General features: G+C 69.4%; 10 protein-coding genes. 4 read left to right on the top strand and 6 right to left on the bottom strand.

Annotated features, from left to right (window positions below):
* Positions 1-131: 131 nt before the first annotated feature.
* The 3 genes from ACBY01_RS16250 to ACBY01_RS16240 form a co-directional block, all read right to left on the bottom strand.
* A complete protein-coding gene (locus tag ACBY01_RS16250) occupies positions 132-731 on the bottom strand; it encodes a DUF1989 domain-containing protein (RefSeq protein WP_416462017.1) in 600 nt (199 codons plus the stop codon).
* Positions 731-1,414: a guanitoxin biosynthesis heme-dependent pre-guanitoxin N-hydroxylase GntA gene (gntA, locus tag ACBY01_RS16245; RefSeq protein WP_416462016.1), complete on the bottom strand. Its 684-nt coding sequence runs from the start codon at positions 1,412-1,414 to the stop codon at positions 731-733. Before gntA ends, ACBY01_RS16250 begins: the two co-directional genes overlap by 1 nt.
* Before the next feature lie 82 nt (positions 1,415-1,496).
* Positions 1,497-2,567: a YihY/virulence factor BrkB family protein gene (locus tag ACBY01_RS16240; protein WP_416462015.1), complete on the bottom strand. Its 1,071-nt coding sequence runs from the start codon at positions 2,565-2,567 to the stop codon at positions 1,497-1,499.
* A 212-nt stretch (positions 2,568-2,779) separates the two neighbouring features.
* Between ACBY01_RS16240 and ACBY01_RS16235 the strand changes: the two genes are divergently transcribed.
* Positions 2,780-4,915, top strand: a complete 2,136-nt coding sequence (locus tag ACBY01_RS16235; RefSeq protein WP_416462014.1) for an autotransporter assembly complex protein TamA — start codon at positions 2,780-2,782, stop codon at positions 4,913-4,915.
* Complete coding sequence (locus tag ACBY01_RS16230) at positions 4,915-9,159, top strand: translocation/assembly module TamB domain-containing protein (RefSeq protein ID WP_416462013.1); 4,245 nt, start codon at positions 4,915-4,917, stop codon at positions 9,157-9,159. The genes ACBY01_RS16235 and ACBY01_RS16230 overlap by 1 nt, the downstream gene beginning before the upstream one ends.
* Positions 9,160-9,406: 247 nt before the next feature.
* Here the strand turns inward: ACBY01_RS16230 and ACBY01_RS16225 are convergent, their stop codons facing one another.
* A complete protein-coding gene (locus tag ACBY01_RS16225; protein ID WP_416462012.1) occupies positions 9,407-11,191 on the bottom strand; it encodes a thiamine pyrophosphate-requiring protein in 1,785 nt (594 codons plus the stop codon).
* A gap of 68 nt (positions 11,192-11,259) precedes the next feature.
* A complete protein-coding gene (locus ACBY01_RS16220; RefSeq protein WP_416462011.1) occupies positions 11,260-11,568 on the bottom strand; it encodes a hypothetical protein in 309 nt (102 codons plus the stop codon).
* Positions 11,569-11,596: 28 nt separating this feature from the next.
* Here ACBY01_RS16220 and ACBY01_RS16215 point away from each other — a divergent pair, with 28 nt between their 5' ends.
* Together ACBY01_RS16215 and ACBY01_RS16210 are read left to right on the top strand one after the other, a co-directional pair.
* Complete coding sequence (locus ACBY01_RS16215; RefSeq protein WP_416462010.1) at positions 11,597-14,029, top strand: S9 family peptidase; 2,433 nt, start codon at positions 11,597-11,599, stop codon at positions 14,027-14,029.
* Between the two features lie 72 nt (positions 14,030-14,101).
* Positions 14,102-14,455: a SpoIIAA family protein gene (locus ACBY01_RS16210; RefSeq protein ID WP_416462009.1), complete on the top strand. Its 354-nt coding sequence runs from the start codon at positions 14,102-14,104 to the stop codon at positions 14,453-14,455.
* 4 nt (positions 14,456-14,459) lie between these two features.
* Here the strand turns inward: ACBY01_RS16210 and aroA are convergent, their stop codons facing one another.
* Positions 14,460-15,722 (bottom strand): 3-phosphoshikimate 1-carboxyvinyltransferase, encoded by a 1,263-nt coding sequence (gene aroA / locus ACBY01_RS16205; protein ID WP_416462008.1) that lies wholly within the window; start codon positions 15,720-15,722, stop codon positions 14,460-14,462.
* Positions 15,723-15,991: the final 269 nt, after the last annotated feature.

Genomic DNA, 15,991 nt, shown 5'->3' with positions numbered 1-15,991 from the left:
CGATCCCCGCCGCGTCGCCACTCCCGCCGCCGCAACCACCATTCACGCCACCGCTTCACCAAAAAACCGGTTATGCAAATGTCCCGCCTTCGCTGGGGTGACGGGAGGTGGAAGGGACGGGCGCTCCCTTGTCAGGCGACCTCCGTCTGCTCCACGCGATAGTCGATCGGCTTGAACGTGCCGCCGTTGGAATCCGGCGCGGAACAGGCGGTGAGGCCGATCACCAGGTCCATGTGCGCGCGGAAGCGGATGAAGTCGCCGGCCTTGCTGATCGGCGGCAGCACGCGCAGCTTTCCCGTCTCGCCGTCGATCGGCACGTTCATGAAGCAGTTGAACGCCACCGGGATGCGATCCGGCGCGATGCCATAGGGCTCCAGCGCCGCCGCCAGATTGCCGAAGCAGCCGCGGTGCGGCTCGAGCTTGGGGTAGAAATGGTGGAAGGTGTCGTAGGAGCAGGGGGTGAGCAGGAAGTCGTGCCGCCCCACCGTGTCCTCGACGATCTCCAGCATCACCTGCGAGCGGTTCGAATAGAGGCTGTGCCCGGTCGTCAGATACAGCGTCTCGGCATAGTCGAGCGTGCGGCCGGAGGAGATCACCTCGTCCAGATCGTGCGCATTGAACGCCAGCAGGTCGGAAACCTGCTCGCCGCGCGGGTCGATCACGGTCAGCGTCTCGCCCTTCGCCAGCCGGAAGGCGGTGCCGCTGCGCTCGGGGATGGTGTGGGTGGTAATCACGCGTCTCCGGAATAGGTGAACGGGCAGCGCCAGGCGTCGTCGACGGCGCGGCCGCTGTACTGGCGCGCCTCGCTGGCATCGCCGTGGCGCGACAGCATCGGGTTGCGCGATCCGGCCAGCGCCTCGTCGCGCACCAGGATCTTCTCGCGCATGCTCTCGTATTTGCCCTCGGCACGCAGCCGTTCGAACTGGTCGTGGAGGTTGAACACCATCGTCGGCCGGTCGAAGCGGCGCGCCGGGCGGCTGGAGTTCGGGTGCAGTCCGACGACGAAGAACGCCTCGCCGCCGAAGCTCAGCGAGAAGTGCGGGTTCTCCGGATCGGGGCTGACGCGCGTGTCATACTCCTGGCCCCGCCACACGTCCTTGTCGGACAGCGACTGGACGCGCTGCCACAGCGCGCGCTCGAACTCGGCCTCCGACAGTCCGTCCGGGCCGTCGAACACCACCGCGAAGCTGCGGTACATCGTCTTGTCGCGGCGATAGGCCTGGGCGAAGCGCAGCAGCGCGTCGTGGATGCGCACGTCGTCCCACGCGCTGTCGATGCGGGTGCAGCCGAACACTTCCAGCGTGCCCTTGGCGAGCGCCGCCTTGGCGCCGACGCACGGAAAATCGCGCTCGCCGACATGGGCGAACATCATCGCTTCCAGGCGCTCCTGCGCCTCGTGCTTCCAACTGAACATGGGTGTGGGTGGCATCCTCTCCGAGCCGCACCTACGCGCGGCCGGCGAGTCGGGTTCCCGCTCCGCCGCCCGCGCGACGGCGTCAGTATTTGTCGCGGCGCGGCTTGTGCTGGCGCTTGCTCGGCAGCTGGTCGGCCATCGTCGCGCCACGGCGACCGGCCGGACGCGGACGGCCGGTGGTCGAATCGACCCCGGTCTGGCGCTCGGACTCGGCGTTGATCTCGGCGCCGATCAGCACCGCGTAGCACGACACGAACAGCCACATCAGCAGCACCACGACCGCGCCCAGCGCGCCGTAGGTGGCGTTGTAGTTGGCGAAGTTCGCCGCATAGACGCCGAACCCCAGCGTCGCGAGGCCCCACAGCAGCGTCGCGGCGACTGAGCCGATCGACAGCCACTGCCACTGCGCGCGGGCGCGATCCGGGGCATAGCGATAGATGAAGGCGAAGGTGCCGCTGGCGATCGAGATGGCGACAACCCAGGTGAGGATCTGGATGGTGACGACACCGACCCGGCCCAGCACGTTGACGGCGTTCTGCAGATAGCCGAGCGCACCGGCCGAGAAGAGCCCGACCAGCGCCGCGAACACCGCGCCCAGCGTCAGCATCGCCGAGGCGAGGGTGGTGCGGATGATGTTGCGGCTCTCCTCCTCCTCGTAGATCACGTTGAGCGCCTGGATGATCGCGCTCGACGCGCGCATCGCGCCGTAGATCGAGAAGAACAGCGCGATGCCGAGGCCGAGCCCCGCCTTGGACGCGGCGGTGGTAGCGACGGCGATGAGCTGGTCTGAGATCAGCCGCGCGGCGTCGGCCGGCACCAGCTCGAACACCGTCTTCATATGCTCGGAGACGGTGCCCGGATCGGCGACGAGGCCATAGGTCATCACGATCGCGCCGAGCAGCGGCACGAACGACAGGAAGCAGTAGAAGGCGACGCCCGCCGCCATCAGCGACAGGTTGTGGTAGCCGTTCATGGCGTAGATGCGCTTCAGGATCGACTTCCACGCCGCCCAGGGATGCTGCCAGGGATGGGTCGAGGCGACGCCGGGGACCTCGTGCGGCTCCGGGTGGAGCTTGCTCTCGGTCACGTCGACATCTTCGGCAGTCTGGCCGGTATCGGGCGTACTGCCGGAGGTGGGCGCGGCGTCGGTCATCGGTGTTCCTCGATTTCGGTCGTCCCACCTCCAACGCGGCGCGCGCGATCTGGATGCACCCGAAACGATTTCGCCGCCAACGGAACTAAGTAGCTCTTATCGTGGTTTACGTGGTACCGGGGGAAGGCGCGTGTGGGCGCTGGCGAGCGTATGGGGAAGTTGTGGGGGACAATCGTCGATCGCTGTACTGGAGCCTTTTGGCCGGTACATTCGTGATTCCGTCGGCGTACGCGGCGCCGACGGCGCAGCTTTCGAAGCCGCCCGCAACCGCCGCCGGCGGTGCGCCTGCCGCCGATCCGTCCGACCAGGATTCCGACGCCCGGAGCCAGGACCCGGCCGCGCAGCCGCAGGGTGCGATCGTCCCCGAGACCGAATTCGACAGCGCGCTGCCGCCGCTGAGCGGCGACATCAACGCGCCGCTGGAGCCGATGCCGGCGCCGACCCCGCAACAGTCTGATACGCCGGCCGTCCCCCAGGCGCCCGCGCCGGCGGTCAGCGCCGATGGCGAAACCATCGCCGACGCGCCGCTGCCCGAGGAAGCCGAACTCTCGCAGCCGCTGCCGCCGATCGCCACCTTCGACGCCACCCCCGTTGAAGTGGCCGGCGTCGACGACGAGCGCGCGGTGGAGATCCGCTACAAGGTCGTGGTCAACGGCCTGGACGAGATCGATACGCTCGACCGGTTCGACGAACTCTCGTCGCTGAAGAAGGAAGGGAAGAAGGCGGCCAACGCGGCGATGATCACCGCGCGGGCGAAGGAGGACGAGCAGCTCGCCGTCCGGATCCTGCATGCCGAGGGCTATTACGACGGCAGCGCGGTGTCGCGGATCGAAAAGGCCGAAGGCGGCGACGTGCTGGTCACGATCGATGCCACGCCGGGGGACCAGTACAAGCTCGCCTCGATCAAGGTCGATGCGGCGCCCACCGTTCCGCCGAACCTGGTCGACAAGGAACTGCCGCTCAAGGTCGGCGATCCGATCATCGCCGAGCGCGTCCAGGCGGCCGAAGCCAATGTCAGCCTGAAGCTGCCGCAGCAGGGCTATCCCTTCGCCAAGGTCGGCGAGCGCGACATCCTGCTCGATGAGCAGACGATCACCGGCGACTATACGCTGCCTGTCGACGTCGGCCCGCGGTCGTCGTTCGGCGGCTACGGCACCGACGGCAAGCTTGCGTTCGACGCCGAGCATGTCGGCGTCCTCGCGCGGTTCGAGCGCGGCGAACTCTACGACACTCGCAAGGTCGACGACCTGCGCGATGCGCTGGTCGCCACCGGTCTGTTTTCGACCGTCTCGGTCGAGCCGCAGCGCACCGGCGTGATCGCGCCCGACGGCACCGAATACGTCGACCTGCAGGTCCACCAGACCGCCGGCCCGGCGCGCACGCTCGCCGCCGAAGCCGGCTACGGCACCGGCCAGGGGTTCCGCGTCTCGGGAAGCTGGACGCACCGCAACCTGTTCCCGCCCGAAGGCGCGCTCATCATCACCGGTGTTGGCGGTACGCAGGAGCAGGGACTGGGCGCGACCTTCCGCCGCCAGAACGCCGGCCGGCGCGATCGCACCGTCAGCCTGCTCGCGAACGCGGCCCACACCAACTACGACGCGTACGAGGCGTTCACCGCGACGCTCGCCGGCAAGATCTCGTACGATTCGACGCCGCTCTGGCAGAAGCGCTTCACCTATTCCTACGGCTTCGAGCTGGTCGGGACGAACGAAGACGTCTGGAACTTCGAGAAGAACGAGCGCGACCGCGGCACCTACTTCATCGCCGCGCTGCCGCTGTTCGGCGGGTTCGACACCTCGGACGATTTGCTCAATCCTACCAAGGGCTTCCGCCTGAAATTGAACGCGAGCCCGGAAACGTCGGTGCGCGGCAACGTCAAGCCGTACGGCCGCTTCATGGTCGAGGGCACGGCCTATTATCCCGTCACCGACAGCATCGTGCTGGCGGGCCGCGCGCGCGCCGGCAGCATCGCCGGCATCGCTCGCGACGACCTCGCGCCGTCGCGGCGCTATTACGCCGGCGGCGGCGGCTCGGTCCGGGGCTTCGGCTATCAGGAACTGGGGCCGCGCGATCCCGAGGGCGATCCCATCGGCGGCCGCAGCCTTAACGAATTCGCGGTCGAGGCGCGCTACCGCTTCGGCAACTTCGGCATCGTGCCGTTCCTCGATGCCGGCCAGGTCTACGAAGGCTCGCTGCCGGATGCGTCGGACCTGCGCTTCGGCGCGGGCATCGGCGGCCGCTTCTACACCAACTTCGGCCCGCTCCGCGTCGACGTCGCCACGCCGCTCAAGCGGCGTGAGGGCGAGTCCAAGGTGGCCCTCTACATCTCGATCGGGCAGGCGTTCTGATGGCCGAAGACGTGATCCGCGAAGACGGCGCCGGCGAAGCGCGCGTGGTGGTGGTCGAGAAGCGCCCGCTGTGGCAGCGCATCGCCAAGTGGGTGGCGATCGTGCTGCTCGGGTTGGTGATCCTGCTCGGCGCGATCGTGCTGGGCCTCAACACCGGGGCGGGCCGCGGCTTCCTGGTGCGGCAGGTCAACAATTTCGAGACCGCCTCGGGCCTCAAGGTCCATGTCGGGCGGATCGACGGCTCGCTCTACGGGTCGATGGTGATCCGCGACCTGCAGTTGCGCGATCCCAAGGGCGTGTTCGCGTCTTCGCCGGAGGTGGCGCTCGACTGGCGGCCGTTCGCGTTCATCGGCAGCCATGTCGACGTGCGCTCGCTGACCAGCCCGCTGATCCGCTACGATCGCAACCCCGAGTTGCGTGCGACCCCGCCGAGCGAAGACCAGGGGCCGCTGCTCCCGGACTATGACATCGACGTCAACCGGCTGTCGATCGGCCGCCTCGAGATCGGCCCGGCGGTCGCCGGGCAGCGCTACATCGCGAAGATCGACGGCCAGGCGCATATCGCCGACCGCCGCGCGCAGGTGCAGGCGAACGCCGCCACCATCGCGGGCTCCGGCGTCGCCGGCGGCGACCAGCTGGTGCTGCGGCTCGATGCGGTTCCCGACGACAACAAGCTCGACGTCAACCTGCGCGTGGCGGCACCCAGCAACGGCCTCGTCGCCGGGCTCGCCGGGCTCAAGGCGCCGCTGGTGCTCACCGTCGACGGACGCGGCGCCTGGAGCGACTGGCGCGGCCGCGCCGCCGGCACGCTCGGCGGGCAGCAGCTCGTCGACCTGAATGTCACCGGCCGCTCGGGCAATTTCCAGGTGCGCGGCTATGCGCGTCCCGGCCTCTATCTCGAAGGCCCCGTCGAGCGGCTGACGTCGCCGCGGTTGCAGATCGCGCTCGACACCGCGCTCGACCAGCGCGTGATGGACACCAAGCTGCGGCTGCGCTCGGATGCGCTGTCGCTGGCGACCGACGGCAAGATCGACCTGGGCGAGAGCCGCTTCGGCAACTTCCGTCTCGAGACGATGCTGCTGACGCCGGGCTCGATCCTCCCCAACCTCAACGGCCGCTCGGTGCGCGCCGCGGTGGTGCTCGACGGTCCGTTCCGCACGCCGACGGTGGACTACAAGGTCCAGGCTGCGGCGATCGGCTTCGGCGAAACCGTGGTCGAGCAGCTCTATGCCGAGGGCAAGGCGACGATCGACAGCGAGCGGATTCTGATCCCGATCAATGCCAAGGCGCGGCGGATCGCCGGGCTCAACGCCGCGGTCGGCGGGCTCGTCACCAACGTCGCGATCAACGGCGACCTGGCGATCACCAACGGCGACCAGGTGCTGTCCGACAATCTGCGAATCCGGTCCGACCGGATCGACGCGACCGCGATCGTCGCCGCCAACCTCTCGACCGGCCGCTACACCGGCGCGCTCAAGGGGCGGGTGAACAACTACGAGGTCGCCAGCATCGGCATCGTCAACCTGCAGACCGACGCCGACCTCTATACCGCGCCCAACGGCGGCTACGGGATCCGCGGCCGCGTCGTCGCGCAGACCACGCGCCTCACCAACGACGGCATCCGCAACTTCCTGGGCGGCAACGCGATCACCTCGGTCCGGGTGGGCTACAGCCCCGAAGGGATCATCACCTTCTCCGACCTGAAGCTGACCGCGCCCAAGTTCCGCATCACGCGCGGCTCGGGCCGCTACGATCCGGCCGGGCCGCTGCTGGTCAACGCCGACGCCTATTCGAGCGACTACGGGCCGCTATCCGCCCGCGTCTCCGGTTCGATGGCCGCGCCGGTGGTGGTGCTGCGCGCACCGCGTCCGGGCGTTGGCATCGGCCTGGCCGACCTCCAGGCGACGGTGCGCGGGCAGGGGGATCGCTATGCGATCACCGCCTCGGGCGGCACCAACTATGGGCCGTTCAACGCCAATGTCCTGCTCGCGACCGCGCCGCGGCTGACCGCCGACATCCGTTCGGCACGCTTCGCCGGGGTCGACATCAACGGCCGCATCCAGGCCACAGACGCCGGGCCGTTCGCGGGCCGGCTCAACTTCTCGGGCTCGGGCATCAACGGCTTCGCCAACCTGGGCGCGACCGGCAAGTACCAGCGTGCCGATGTGAACATGCGTGCCAACAACGCGCGCATCCCCGGCGTCGACGGCATCACCATCGGCCGCGCGATCGTCACCGCAACGGCAGTGCTCTACGACCAGCCGTCGATTGTCGCCGATGCGCAGGTCGCGAACTTCCGCAACGGCGAACTCGTCGTCACCCGCGCGCGCGCCAAGCTCAACTATCGCGGCGGCAACGGCACCGCGCAGGCGCTGGTCGAGGGTTCCTCGGGCGTGCCGTTCCGCGTCGCCGCCAACGCCAAGCTGAGCCCTAACGAGTATCTCGTCGCGCTCAACGGCACCGGCAACAACGTCAGCTTCCGCACCGTCAATCCGGCGCGAATCGTGCCGGGGTCGGGCGGGTATCGCCTGTACCCGACGCGGATCGACTTCGATCGCGGATCGGTGCGGATCGCCGGCAACTACGGCGCGGGGATGACGCTCCAGTCGCGGCTCGACCGCCTCGACCTGAGCCTGCTCAACGCGTTCGTGCCGGGCCTCGGCATCGGCGGCACCGCCACCGGCAGCCTCGACTTCGCGCAGCCGAGCGGCGCCAGCTTCCCGCAGGCCGACGCCCGGCTGACGGTGAGCAACTTCACCCGCTCCAGCCTGGCGGCGGTGTCCAACCCGGTCGACATCGTCTTCGCGGGCGACCTGCGGCCGTCGGGCGGCACCGGCCGTGCGCTGATCCGTCGCGGCACCACCACCGTCGGCCGGATGGTCGCGAACCTCACCCCGCTGCCGCCGGGTGCGGGATCGTGGACGACGCGGCTGATGGCGGCGCCGCTGTCGGGCGGCATCCGCTACAACGGCCCGGCCGGCGTGCTCTTCTCCTTCGCGGGGCTGACCGACCAGCAGCTGTCCGGTCCGATCGGCATCGCCGCCGACTTCGGCGGGCGCGTGCAGGCGCCGCGTCTGACCGGCGTGGTGCGGGCGAACAACCTCACCTATGAGAACGAGGCGCTCGGCACCCGGCTGACGCAGATGAAGATCGACGGCCGCTTCAACAACGACCGCTTCGAACTGGCGACGCTGACTGCACGGGCCGGCGACGGCAGCCTCTCGGCGCGCGGCACCGTCGGGCTGGCGGCGGACAGCGGCTTCCCGATCGACGTGCAGGCGACGCTCGACAATGCCCAGCTGGCGCGCAGCGATGCGCTCGGCGCGTCGGCGAGCGGCCAGATCCGCGTGCTCAACAACGCGCAGGGCGGCTCGATCACCGGCCAGCTCACCATCCCCGAGGCGCGCTACCAGATCGCCTTCCAGGGATCGGCCGAGGTACCCGAGCTCACCGGCATCCGCCGCAAGAGCGAGGTGGCGGCGGCCGCGGCCAATCCGAAGCCGGTACCGGCAGCGGCGCCGCCGGGGCTGTTCAAGCTCGACCTGCGCGTGCGTGCGCAGAACCAGCTCTACGTCTCTGGCATGGGGCTGGAGTCGGAGTGGAAGGCCGACCTGCGCATCGGCGGCACCTCGGCGGCGCCACGCATTGCCGGCAACCTCGACCTGATCCGCGGTACCTATTCGTTCGCGGGCAAGGAGTTCGACGTCGAGCGCGGCAAGATCAGCTTCGAGGGCGAGAACTTCACCAACCCGGTGATCGACATCGAGGCGACCACCACGGTCGAAGACGTGACCGCGTCGATCGTGATCGCCGGCACCGCCCAGGCGCCGCGCATCACCTTCACCTCCACCCCCGCGCTCGCGCAGGATGAGGTGCTGTCGCGGCTGCTGTTCGGCCGCTCGGTGACCGACCTGTCGGCGACCGAGGCGATCCAGTTGGCGTCGGCGCTCAACTCGCTGCGCGGATCGGGTGGCGGCGGGCTCAACCCGCTCGGCAAGCTGCGCTCGGCAACCGGCATCGACCGACTGCGCATCCTCGGCAGTGACGAAGCGACGGGTCGCGGTACGGCGCTGGCAGCCGGCCAGTACCTGACCGACGACATCTACATCGAGATCATCACCGACGCGAAGGGCTTCACCGCCACACAGCTCGAGGTCGCTCTAACCAAGGCGCTGAGCGTGCTGTCGCAGACCGGGTCGTTCGGGGGATCGAACGTGAACGTCCGCTACTCGAAGAACTATTGATCGGGCGCCGGCGCGGCTTCGGCTGCGCCGGCGGGCCGCTCCGGGTGGAGCGTCGTTGGGTCCGATTAGGTTTGGCGAGGGCGCACACAGCACTCGGCGCCCGCCGTCCAAAATCACCGGCGTTGCGGCAATGGATCCGGACGTTCGTTAGGATGACGGTCGGGTGTTCAGGAGCGGGGGTGCCTCGTTGAGGGAGGCGATCGCCCCGGGACGGAGCCCGGCTCGGTCGCCTCCGTCGGCGCAGCGGTCAGTCGCCGGGCAGGATGCCGCTCAGCACCTGGCGCGCGGTGTTGCGGAGCATCGAGCCCTGTTCGGGATCGCCCTTCGTCACCAGCGACAGGAACGCCTTGGCCTGGTCCAGGGTAATGTGCGGCGGCAGCGGCGGCACGTTGGGGTCGGTCTTCATCTCCAGCACCACCGGACGCTGCGCGGCGAGCGCCCGGTCCCAGGCGCTGCCCACCCGTTCGGGATCGTCGCAGTAGATCCCTTCGAGCCCGATCAGCTCGGCGAACTTGTGATACGGCAGGTCGGGCAGCGTCTGCGTCGCCTCGAACTTCGGATTGCCCTCCTGCACGCGCTGTTCCCAGGTGACCTGGTTCAGATCCTCGTTGTTGAGCACCATCACGATCAGCCGCGGGTCGGCCCAGCGTCGCCAGTATTTCTGGATGGTGATGAGTTCGGCCATGTTGTTCATCTGCATCGCGCCGTCGCCGACCAGCGCGATCACCGGCCGCTGCGGATGCGCGAACTTGGCGGCGATCGCATAGGGCACCGCCGCGCCCATCGACGCGAGCCCGCCCGACAGCGACCCCATCATCCCCCGCCGCATCTTCACGTCGCGCGCGTACCAGTTGGCGCAGGAGCCGCTGTCGCTGGTGAGGATGGCGTGGTCGGGGAGGCGCGGCGAAAGCTCGGTGAAGACACGTTGGGGGTTGATCCGGTCCGCTTTGGCGTGCGCGCGGTCGTGCAGCGTGTCCTGCCAGTCGCGGTTCCACGTCGCGATTGCGTCGCGCCAGCCGGTGTCGGTCTTCTGCTCGAGCAGCGGCAGCAGCGCCTCGATGGTCGCGGCGATGTCGCCACAGAGCGGAACCTCCATCGGATAGCGGATCGAGAGCATGCCCGGGTCGAGATCGACCTGGACGCCGCGCGCTTGCCCTTCCTCGGGCAGGAACTCGGAATAGGGAAAGCCCGACCCCAGCATTAGCAGCGTGTCGCACTGCTGCATCAGCTTCCAGCTCGGCTCGGTGCCGAGCAGTCCGATCGACCCGGTGACCCAGTCGAGATCGTCGGGCAGCACGTCCTTGCCGAGCAGCGCCTTGGCGCAGCCGGCGCCGAGCCGGTCGGCGAGCGCGATCACCGCATCGGTCGCGCCCTTGGCGCCCGCACCGACCAGCATCGCGACCTTGCCGCCGGCGTTGAGCACCTCGGCGGCGCGGTGGAGGTCGCCGGCCTGCGGCACCACCCGCGGCGGCGACCAGCCCACGCCCGAGAAGACCGCGCCATGCTTGCGCGGCGGCTGCTCCATCGGCAGGTCCTGCAGGTCGTTGGGGAAGACCAGCGCGGTCACGCGCCGCTCGCCCATCGCGATCCGCACCGCCCGATCGGTGAGGTGGCGCACCTGTGCGGGAACGGTGGCATAGCCGGTGAAGGCGCCGGCCACGTCCTTGAACATCGAGACGAGGTCCAGCTCCTGCTGATAATGCGCGCCCACCGCGCTGCGCGCCTGCTGCCCGGCGATCGCGAGCACCGGCATGTGATCGAGCCGCGCGTCGTAGAGGCCGGTCAGCAGGTGGGAGGCGCCAGGGCCGGAGGTCGCGAGGCAGACGCCGAGTTCGCCGGTGAACTTGGCATGGGCTGCGGCCATGAAGGCGGCCATCTCCTCGTGGCGGACCTGGACGAACTCGAACTTGTCGCCCGCGCGGTCCAGCGCCCCGAGCAGCCCGTTGATGCCGTCACCGGGATAGCCGAAAATCCGGCGCACGCCCCATTGATGGAGCCGCTCCCAGAAATAGTCGCCAACCGTCTGCGCCATCGGGTGCCTCCTCGTGCTGATGCCGGAGACCCAACCCGCCGGGCGGAGCGGCCGTTCCGCCGGAGCGGTCAGACCGCCATCGACACGCGATTGTCGGTGCAGCAGCCGGCACAGCGCGTGCGCGCGCGCAGGATCCTGCCCTGGCGGATCAGTGCCTGCGCCGCGCGGCAGACCTGCCGCCGGGTGAACCCAAGATGGTCGCCGACGCAGGCGTCGCAGAGCCACTGCGTGCCGCGTTTCAGCAGGAAGGCGAGGACTTGGTCTCGGATCGTCAACGTCGCCTCCGGATCGCGCTCTCGAGAAGCGTAGCGCCGCCGGCTTTGCGAGCGGTTAACGCCGTCGGGCGGTTGCGCGCGCCCGCCGGGCTTGCGATGCATGCGCTTCGTCGCCTGGGGGAAATGCGAAATGAAGATGCTGGTTGCGGCCGTCGCGCTGCTTTCGACGACATCCGCGCTGGCGCAGGAGGCGCCGCCCGCCGGCTACCACCGCGCGCCCGATGCGATCGCGTCGATCCTGGAGGCGCCGCCGACCCCGGCGGTGCTGCCGGGGCCGGACCATCGCACGCTGGCGGTGCTGGGGCAAGAGAGCCTTCCCGCGATCGCCGCGCTGGCGAAGCCGATCCTCCGGCTCGGCGGCTATCGCATCGATCCCGCGACCAACGGCCAGGCGGAAGTGCGGGTACGCTGGGCCAATGCACTGTCGTTCGAAGATGTCGACGGCGGCCGCAGCGTTCGCGTCGCGCTTCCTGCCGGCACGCGCTTCACCTCGGCCAGCTGGGCGCCCGATGGCAGCCGGCTCGCCTTCGTAGTGCAGGGCGCCGACGGTCTCACGCTGTGGACTGCGACCCAAGACGGCCGGGCGCAGCCGCTGGTCGCGCACGTCAACGCCGCCTTCGCCGGCATGCCCTATGCCTGGCTGCCCGACAGCAGCGGCGTGATCGTTCGCGCGGTCGACCCCGCGCGCGGCACGCCGCCCGCCGCGAGCCCCACGCCCGAAGGACCGGTGGTGCAGGAGAGCATCGGGCGAACCGCGGCGGCGCGCACCTATGAGGATCTGCTCAAGAACCGCACCGACGAGGCGCGCTTCGACTATTATTTCGGCGGCGTGCTGCTGCGCGTGGGCGTCGACGGCGCGCCGGTGGCGATCAAGCCGAACGGCCTGTGGACCGGGTTCAGCGTCTCGCCCGACGGCCGCTACCTGCTGACCGAGCGACTCAAGCGGCCGTACAGCTACCTGTTGCCGGCGCCCTACTTCCCGACCGAGATCGCGGTGTCGATGGTCGACGGGCAGCCGGTGCGCACCGTCGTCGACCGGCCCCTCGCCGACGACCTGCCGGTCGACTTCGACGCGGTGGTGACGGGCCCGCGCGAGGTCGAATGGCGCGCCGACGCGCCGGCGACGCTGGTGTGGGCGGAGGCGCTCGACGGCGGCAACCCGCGCACTCGCGTCGCCCGGCACGACAGTGTGCGGATGCAGGCAGCGCCGTTCGATGCGGAGCCGGTGACGCTGGCCGAGACCGCAAATCGCTACGCCGCGACGCTTTGGGGCGACGACGGCTTCGCGATGGTGGTCGATCGCGAATGGAAGACGCGGACCGAACGACGCTATGCGGTGTCTCCCGGCAAACCCGGCGAGGCGCGGCTGATGCTGACGCGCAACTTCCAGGATCAGTACGGCGACCCGGGCGAGCCGATGCTGAAGCGCAATGCCGCGGGCAAGCCGGTGATGCAGTTCACGCCCGATCACGCCGCGGTGTTCGTGAGCGGGGAGGGCGCCACCAAGGCCGGCGCCTTCCCGTTCCTCGCTCGCCTGCCGCTCGCGGGCGGCGAGCAGACGCGGCTGTGGACGGCCAAGGCACCCTATTACGAAGAGGTCGTCGCGCTGCTCGACGATCGCGGTACCCGGATGCTGACCCGCCGCGAAAGTGCGAAGGACGCGCCCAACTACGTCGTGCGCTCCGTCAAGGGCGGCAAGGCACGCGCGGTGACCGACTTCCCCGATCCTGCACCGGTGTTCGCCGGCGTCAGCCAGCGCACCATCACCTATCGTCGCGCCGACGGGTTGCCGCTGTCGGGCACGCTCTACACGCCGGCGGGCTATGACCCGAAGAAGGACGGGCCGCTGCCGACGCTGCTGTGGGCCTATCCTTCCGAATTCACCGACGCTGCGGTCGCCGGGCAGACGGTGGATCAGGGCAACCGCTTCACCCGCCCGCGCGGGATCAGCCACCTGTTCCTGCTGACCCAGGGCTATGCGGTGCTTGACGATCCGGCGATGCCGATCGTCGGCGCGAAGGGCGCCGAGCCCAACGACAGCTATGTCGAGCAGCTCACCGCCGATGCGAAGGCGGCGGTCGACGCGGTGGTGGCACTGGGCGTCGCCGACCGCGATCGGGTGGCGGTCGGCGGTCACAGCTATGGCGCGTTCATGACCGCCAACCTGCTGGCGCACACCGACCTGTTCCGCGCCGGCATCGCCCGCTCGGGCGCGTATAACCGCACGCTCACCCCTTTCGGCTTTCAGGCCGAGGAGCGCACCTACTGGCAGGCGACCGACACCTATACCGCCATGTCGCCCTTCACCTTCGCCGACCGCATCAAGGAGCCGATCCTGCTGATCCACGGCCAGGCCGACGACAATTCGGGCACCTTCCCGATCCAGTCGGAGCGGATGTACGCCGCGCTGAAGGGGAATGGCGCGACGGTGCGCTACGTCGTGCTGCCCGACGAACCGCACGGCTATCGCGCGATGGAGTCGACGCAGGAAACGCTGTGGCAGATGACCGACTGGCTCGACCGCTACGTCAAGCCGAAGCGCGCGGCCACCGCGGCCGAGTAAGCATCGGCCGCTTGCGTCCGGGGGAGGGGCGTGGAAGACTTCCCTCGCATCGCAAGCGCGTCGGGAGGGACCGTGTACCGGGTCGACATCGACTCCGCGCACCGATTGGTGACCGTCACGCTCCGCGGCTTCCTCACGATTGCGGAAGCCGAGGCGTATATGGCCGAGCTGCGTACCGCGCACGCCCGCACCCCGGCGCTGCGCGGCGACTTCCGGATGCTCCTCGATCTGCGCGACGCCATGCTGCCGTCGCGGGAGGTGCTGGCGGTGTTCCGCGAACGCCACGCGGCGCTGCCGCATGCCAGCCGGCTCGCGCTGGTGACGGCGAGCGCGCTCACCCGGCTGCAGGCGCGCCGCGCCATCCCGCACCCCGCGCTCGCCTTCTTCGACACGCCCGAGGCGGCGCGAGCCTGGCTGCTCGAATAGCCTGTCAGGTGTCGGGCAGCAGCCGCACGCCGAGCGATGCCAGGGCGTCCCAATAGCCGGGGTAGGTCTTGGCCACGCAGCCGGGATCAAGGATGCGGATGCCGGCGATTTTCAGTCCGGCCAAGGCGAACGCCATCGCGATGCGGTGGTCGGCATAGGTCTCGATCGAGGTCGGCAGCGTCTGACCGACTAGGTCAGGGTCGCCGTGGATCACCAGATCGTCGCCCTGTTCCTCGGCAAGCCCCGGACGGATGCGGTTGAGCTCGGTCGCCAGCGCGCGGATGCGGTCGCATTCCTTGACGCGCAGATTGGCGATGCCGGTGAAGCGGACCGGCTGTGCGTTGAACGCCGCCAGCACCGCCAGCGTCGGCACCGCATCCTGCATCTGCGATCCGTCGATCGTCGCAGGCATCTGAGGATAGGCGGCGATCAGCGCCTGCGCCTTGGCATCGGGCTGGCTGAAGCGGTCGGCGGAAAGGCCGATGTCGATCTTGCCGCCGGTGAGCGTTTCGGCTGCCCAGAGATAGGTCGCCGCCGATGCATCGGGCTCGACCATCGCCTCCGCGGCACGATATCCGGTCGGCTCTACCCGCCAGCCGGTCTCGCCCATCGGCGCAACCTCGCCCCCGAAGCGCGCCATCGCGGCGAGGGTCAGGTCGATATAGCCGCGCGCGCCGATGTCGCCGCCGGCCAGCGCGATCTCGACGGGTGCCTCGGCACAGGCGGCGGCGATCAGCAGCGCCGACACATATTGGCTCGACAGCCCGGCATCGACGACTACGCGACCGCCGGAAAGGCCGGTGCCAGCGACCGTGACCGGCGGACAGCTGGTCGGCGCATCGGCCGCGACGCCCATCCGCCGCAACGCCTCGACCAGCGGTGCGATCGGCCGTTTGCGCATGTGCGCGTCGCCGTCGAGCACGGTGGTGCCGCGGATCGTCGCCGCTGCGGCGGTGAGGAAGCGCATCGCGGTGCCGGCATTCCCCAGGAACAGCGGCGCGTCCGACGGCTGCAGCTCTCCGGTCGCGGTGACGACGAAGCTGGTCGCGTCCGGCTCCTCGACGGCGACGCCCAGCTGGCGCAGCGCCGCCGCCATGTGAATCGTGTCGTCGCTCTTCAGCGCTCCGGTCAGCCGGCTGGTGCCGTGCGCGAGCGCAGCGATCAGCAGCATCCGGTTGGTGATCGACTTGGATCCCGGCAGCACCACCCGCCCGACGAGCGGCTGCTCGGGAGGGACGATCGTCAGGGCGGAAGCGGGATCGGTCATGGGTCGCCTTCTCGTGCGCGGGAGAGAGAGTGCAGATCACGCGCAATCCGTCGGGAGGCAAGGGGAGGAGGGTGCAGCGTTCGCCGATCGGGTGCCGTTCACGCCGTCCCGGCAGCGTCTCTGCGAGGAAAAGAGCGATTTCCCAGCGCCTTGGACGAAAAGTGCAACATTTTTGAAAAATGGGTTTGACGGTTTGTGGTGATGCATCTAGAGACCCGTTCACCGCAGCGGCGCACCGGTTGGAGCGCTTCTGGGGTCGCTAAAAACCT

The organism is Sphingomonas mangrovi, assembly GCF_047975845.1.
Classification (GTDB): Bacteria; Pseudomonadota; Alphaproteobacteria; order Sphingomonadales; family Sphingomonadaceae; genus Sphingomonas.
This window is presented reverse-complemented; position numbering and strand designations above follow the sequence as displayed.

What these genes read in the sequence shown, in the direction of transcription:
- gntA (WP_416462016.1), bottom strand. Translation starts at nt 1,414, where the DNA reads ATGTTCAGTTGGAAGCACGAGGCGCAGGAGCGCCTGGAAGCGATGATG.
- ACBY01_RS16240 (WP_416462015.1), bottom strand. Translation starts at nt 2,567, where the DNA reads ATGACCGACGCCGCGCCCACCTCCGGCAGTACGCCCGATACCGGCCAG.
- ACBY01_RS16230 (WP_416462013.1), top strand. Translation starts at nt 4,915, where the DNA reads ATGGCCGAAGACGTGATCCGCGAAGACGGCGCCGGCGAAGCGCGCGTG.
- ACBY01_RS16225 (WP_416462012.1), bottom strand. Translation starts at nt 11,191, where the DNA reads ATGGCGCAGACGGTTGGCGACTATTTCTGGGAGCGGCTCCATCAATGG.
- ACBY01_RS16220 (WP_416462011.1), bottom strand. Translation starts at nt 11,568, where the DNA reads ATGCATCGCAAGCCCGGCGGGCGCGCGCAACCGCCCGACGGCGTTAAC.
- ACBY01_RS16215 (WP_416462010.1), top strand. Translation starts at nt 11,597, where the DNA reads ATGAAGATGCTGGTTGCGGCCGTCGCGCTGCTTTCGACGACATCCGCG.
- aroA (WP_416462008.1), bottom strand. Translation starts at nt 15,722, where the DNA reads ATGACCGATCCCGCTTCCGCCCTGACGATCGTCCCTCCCGAGCAGCCG.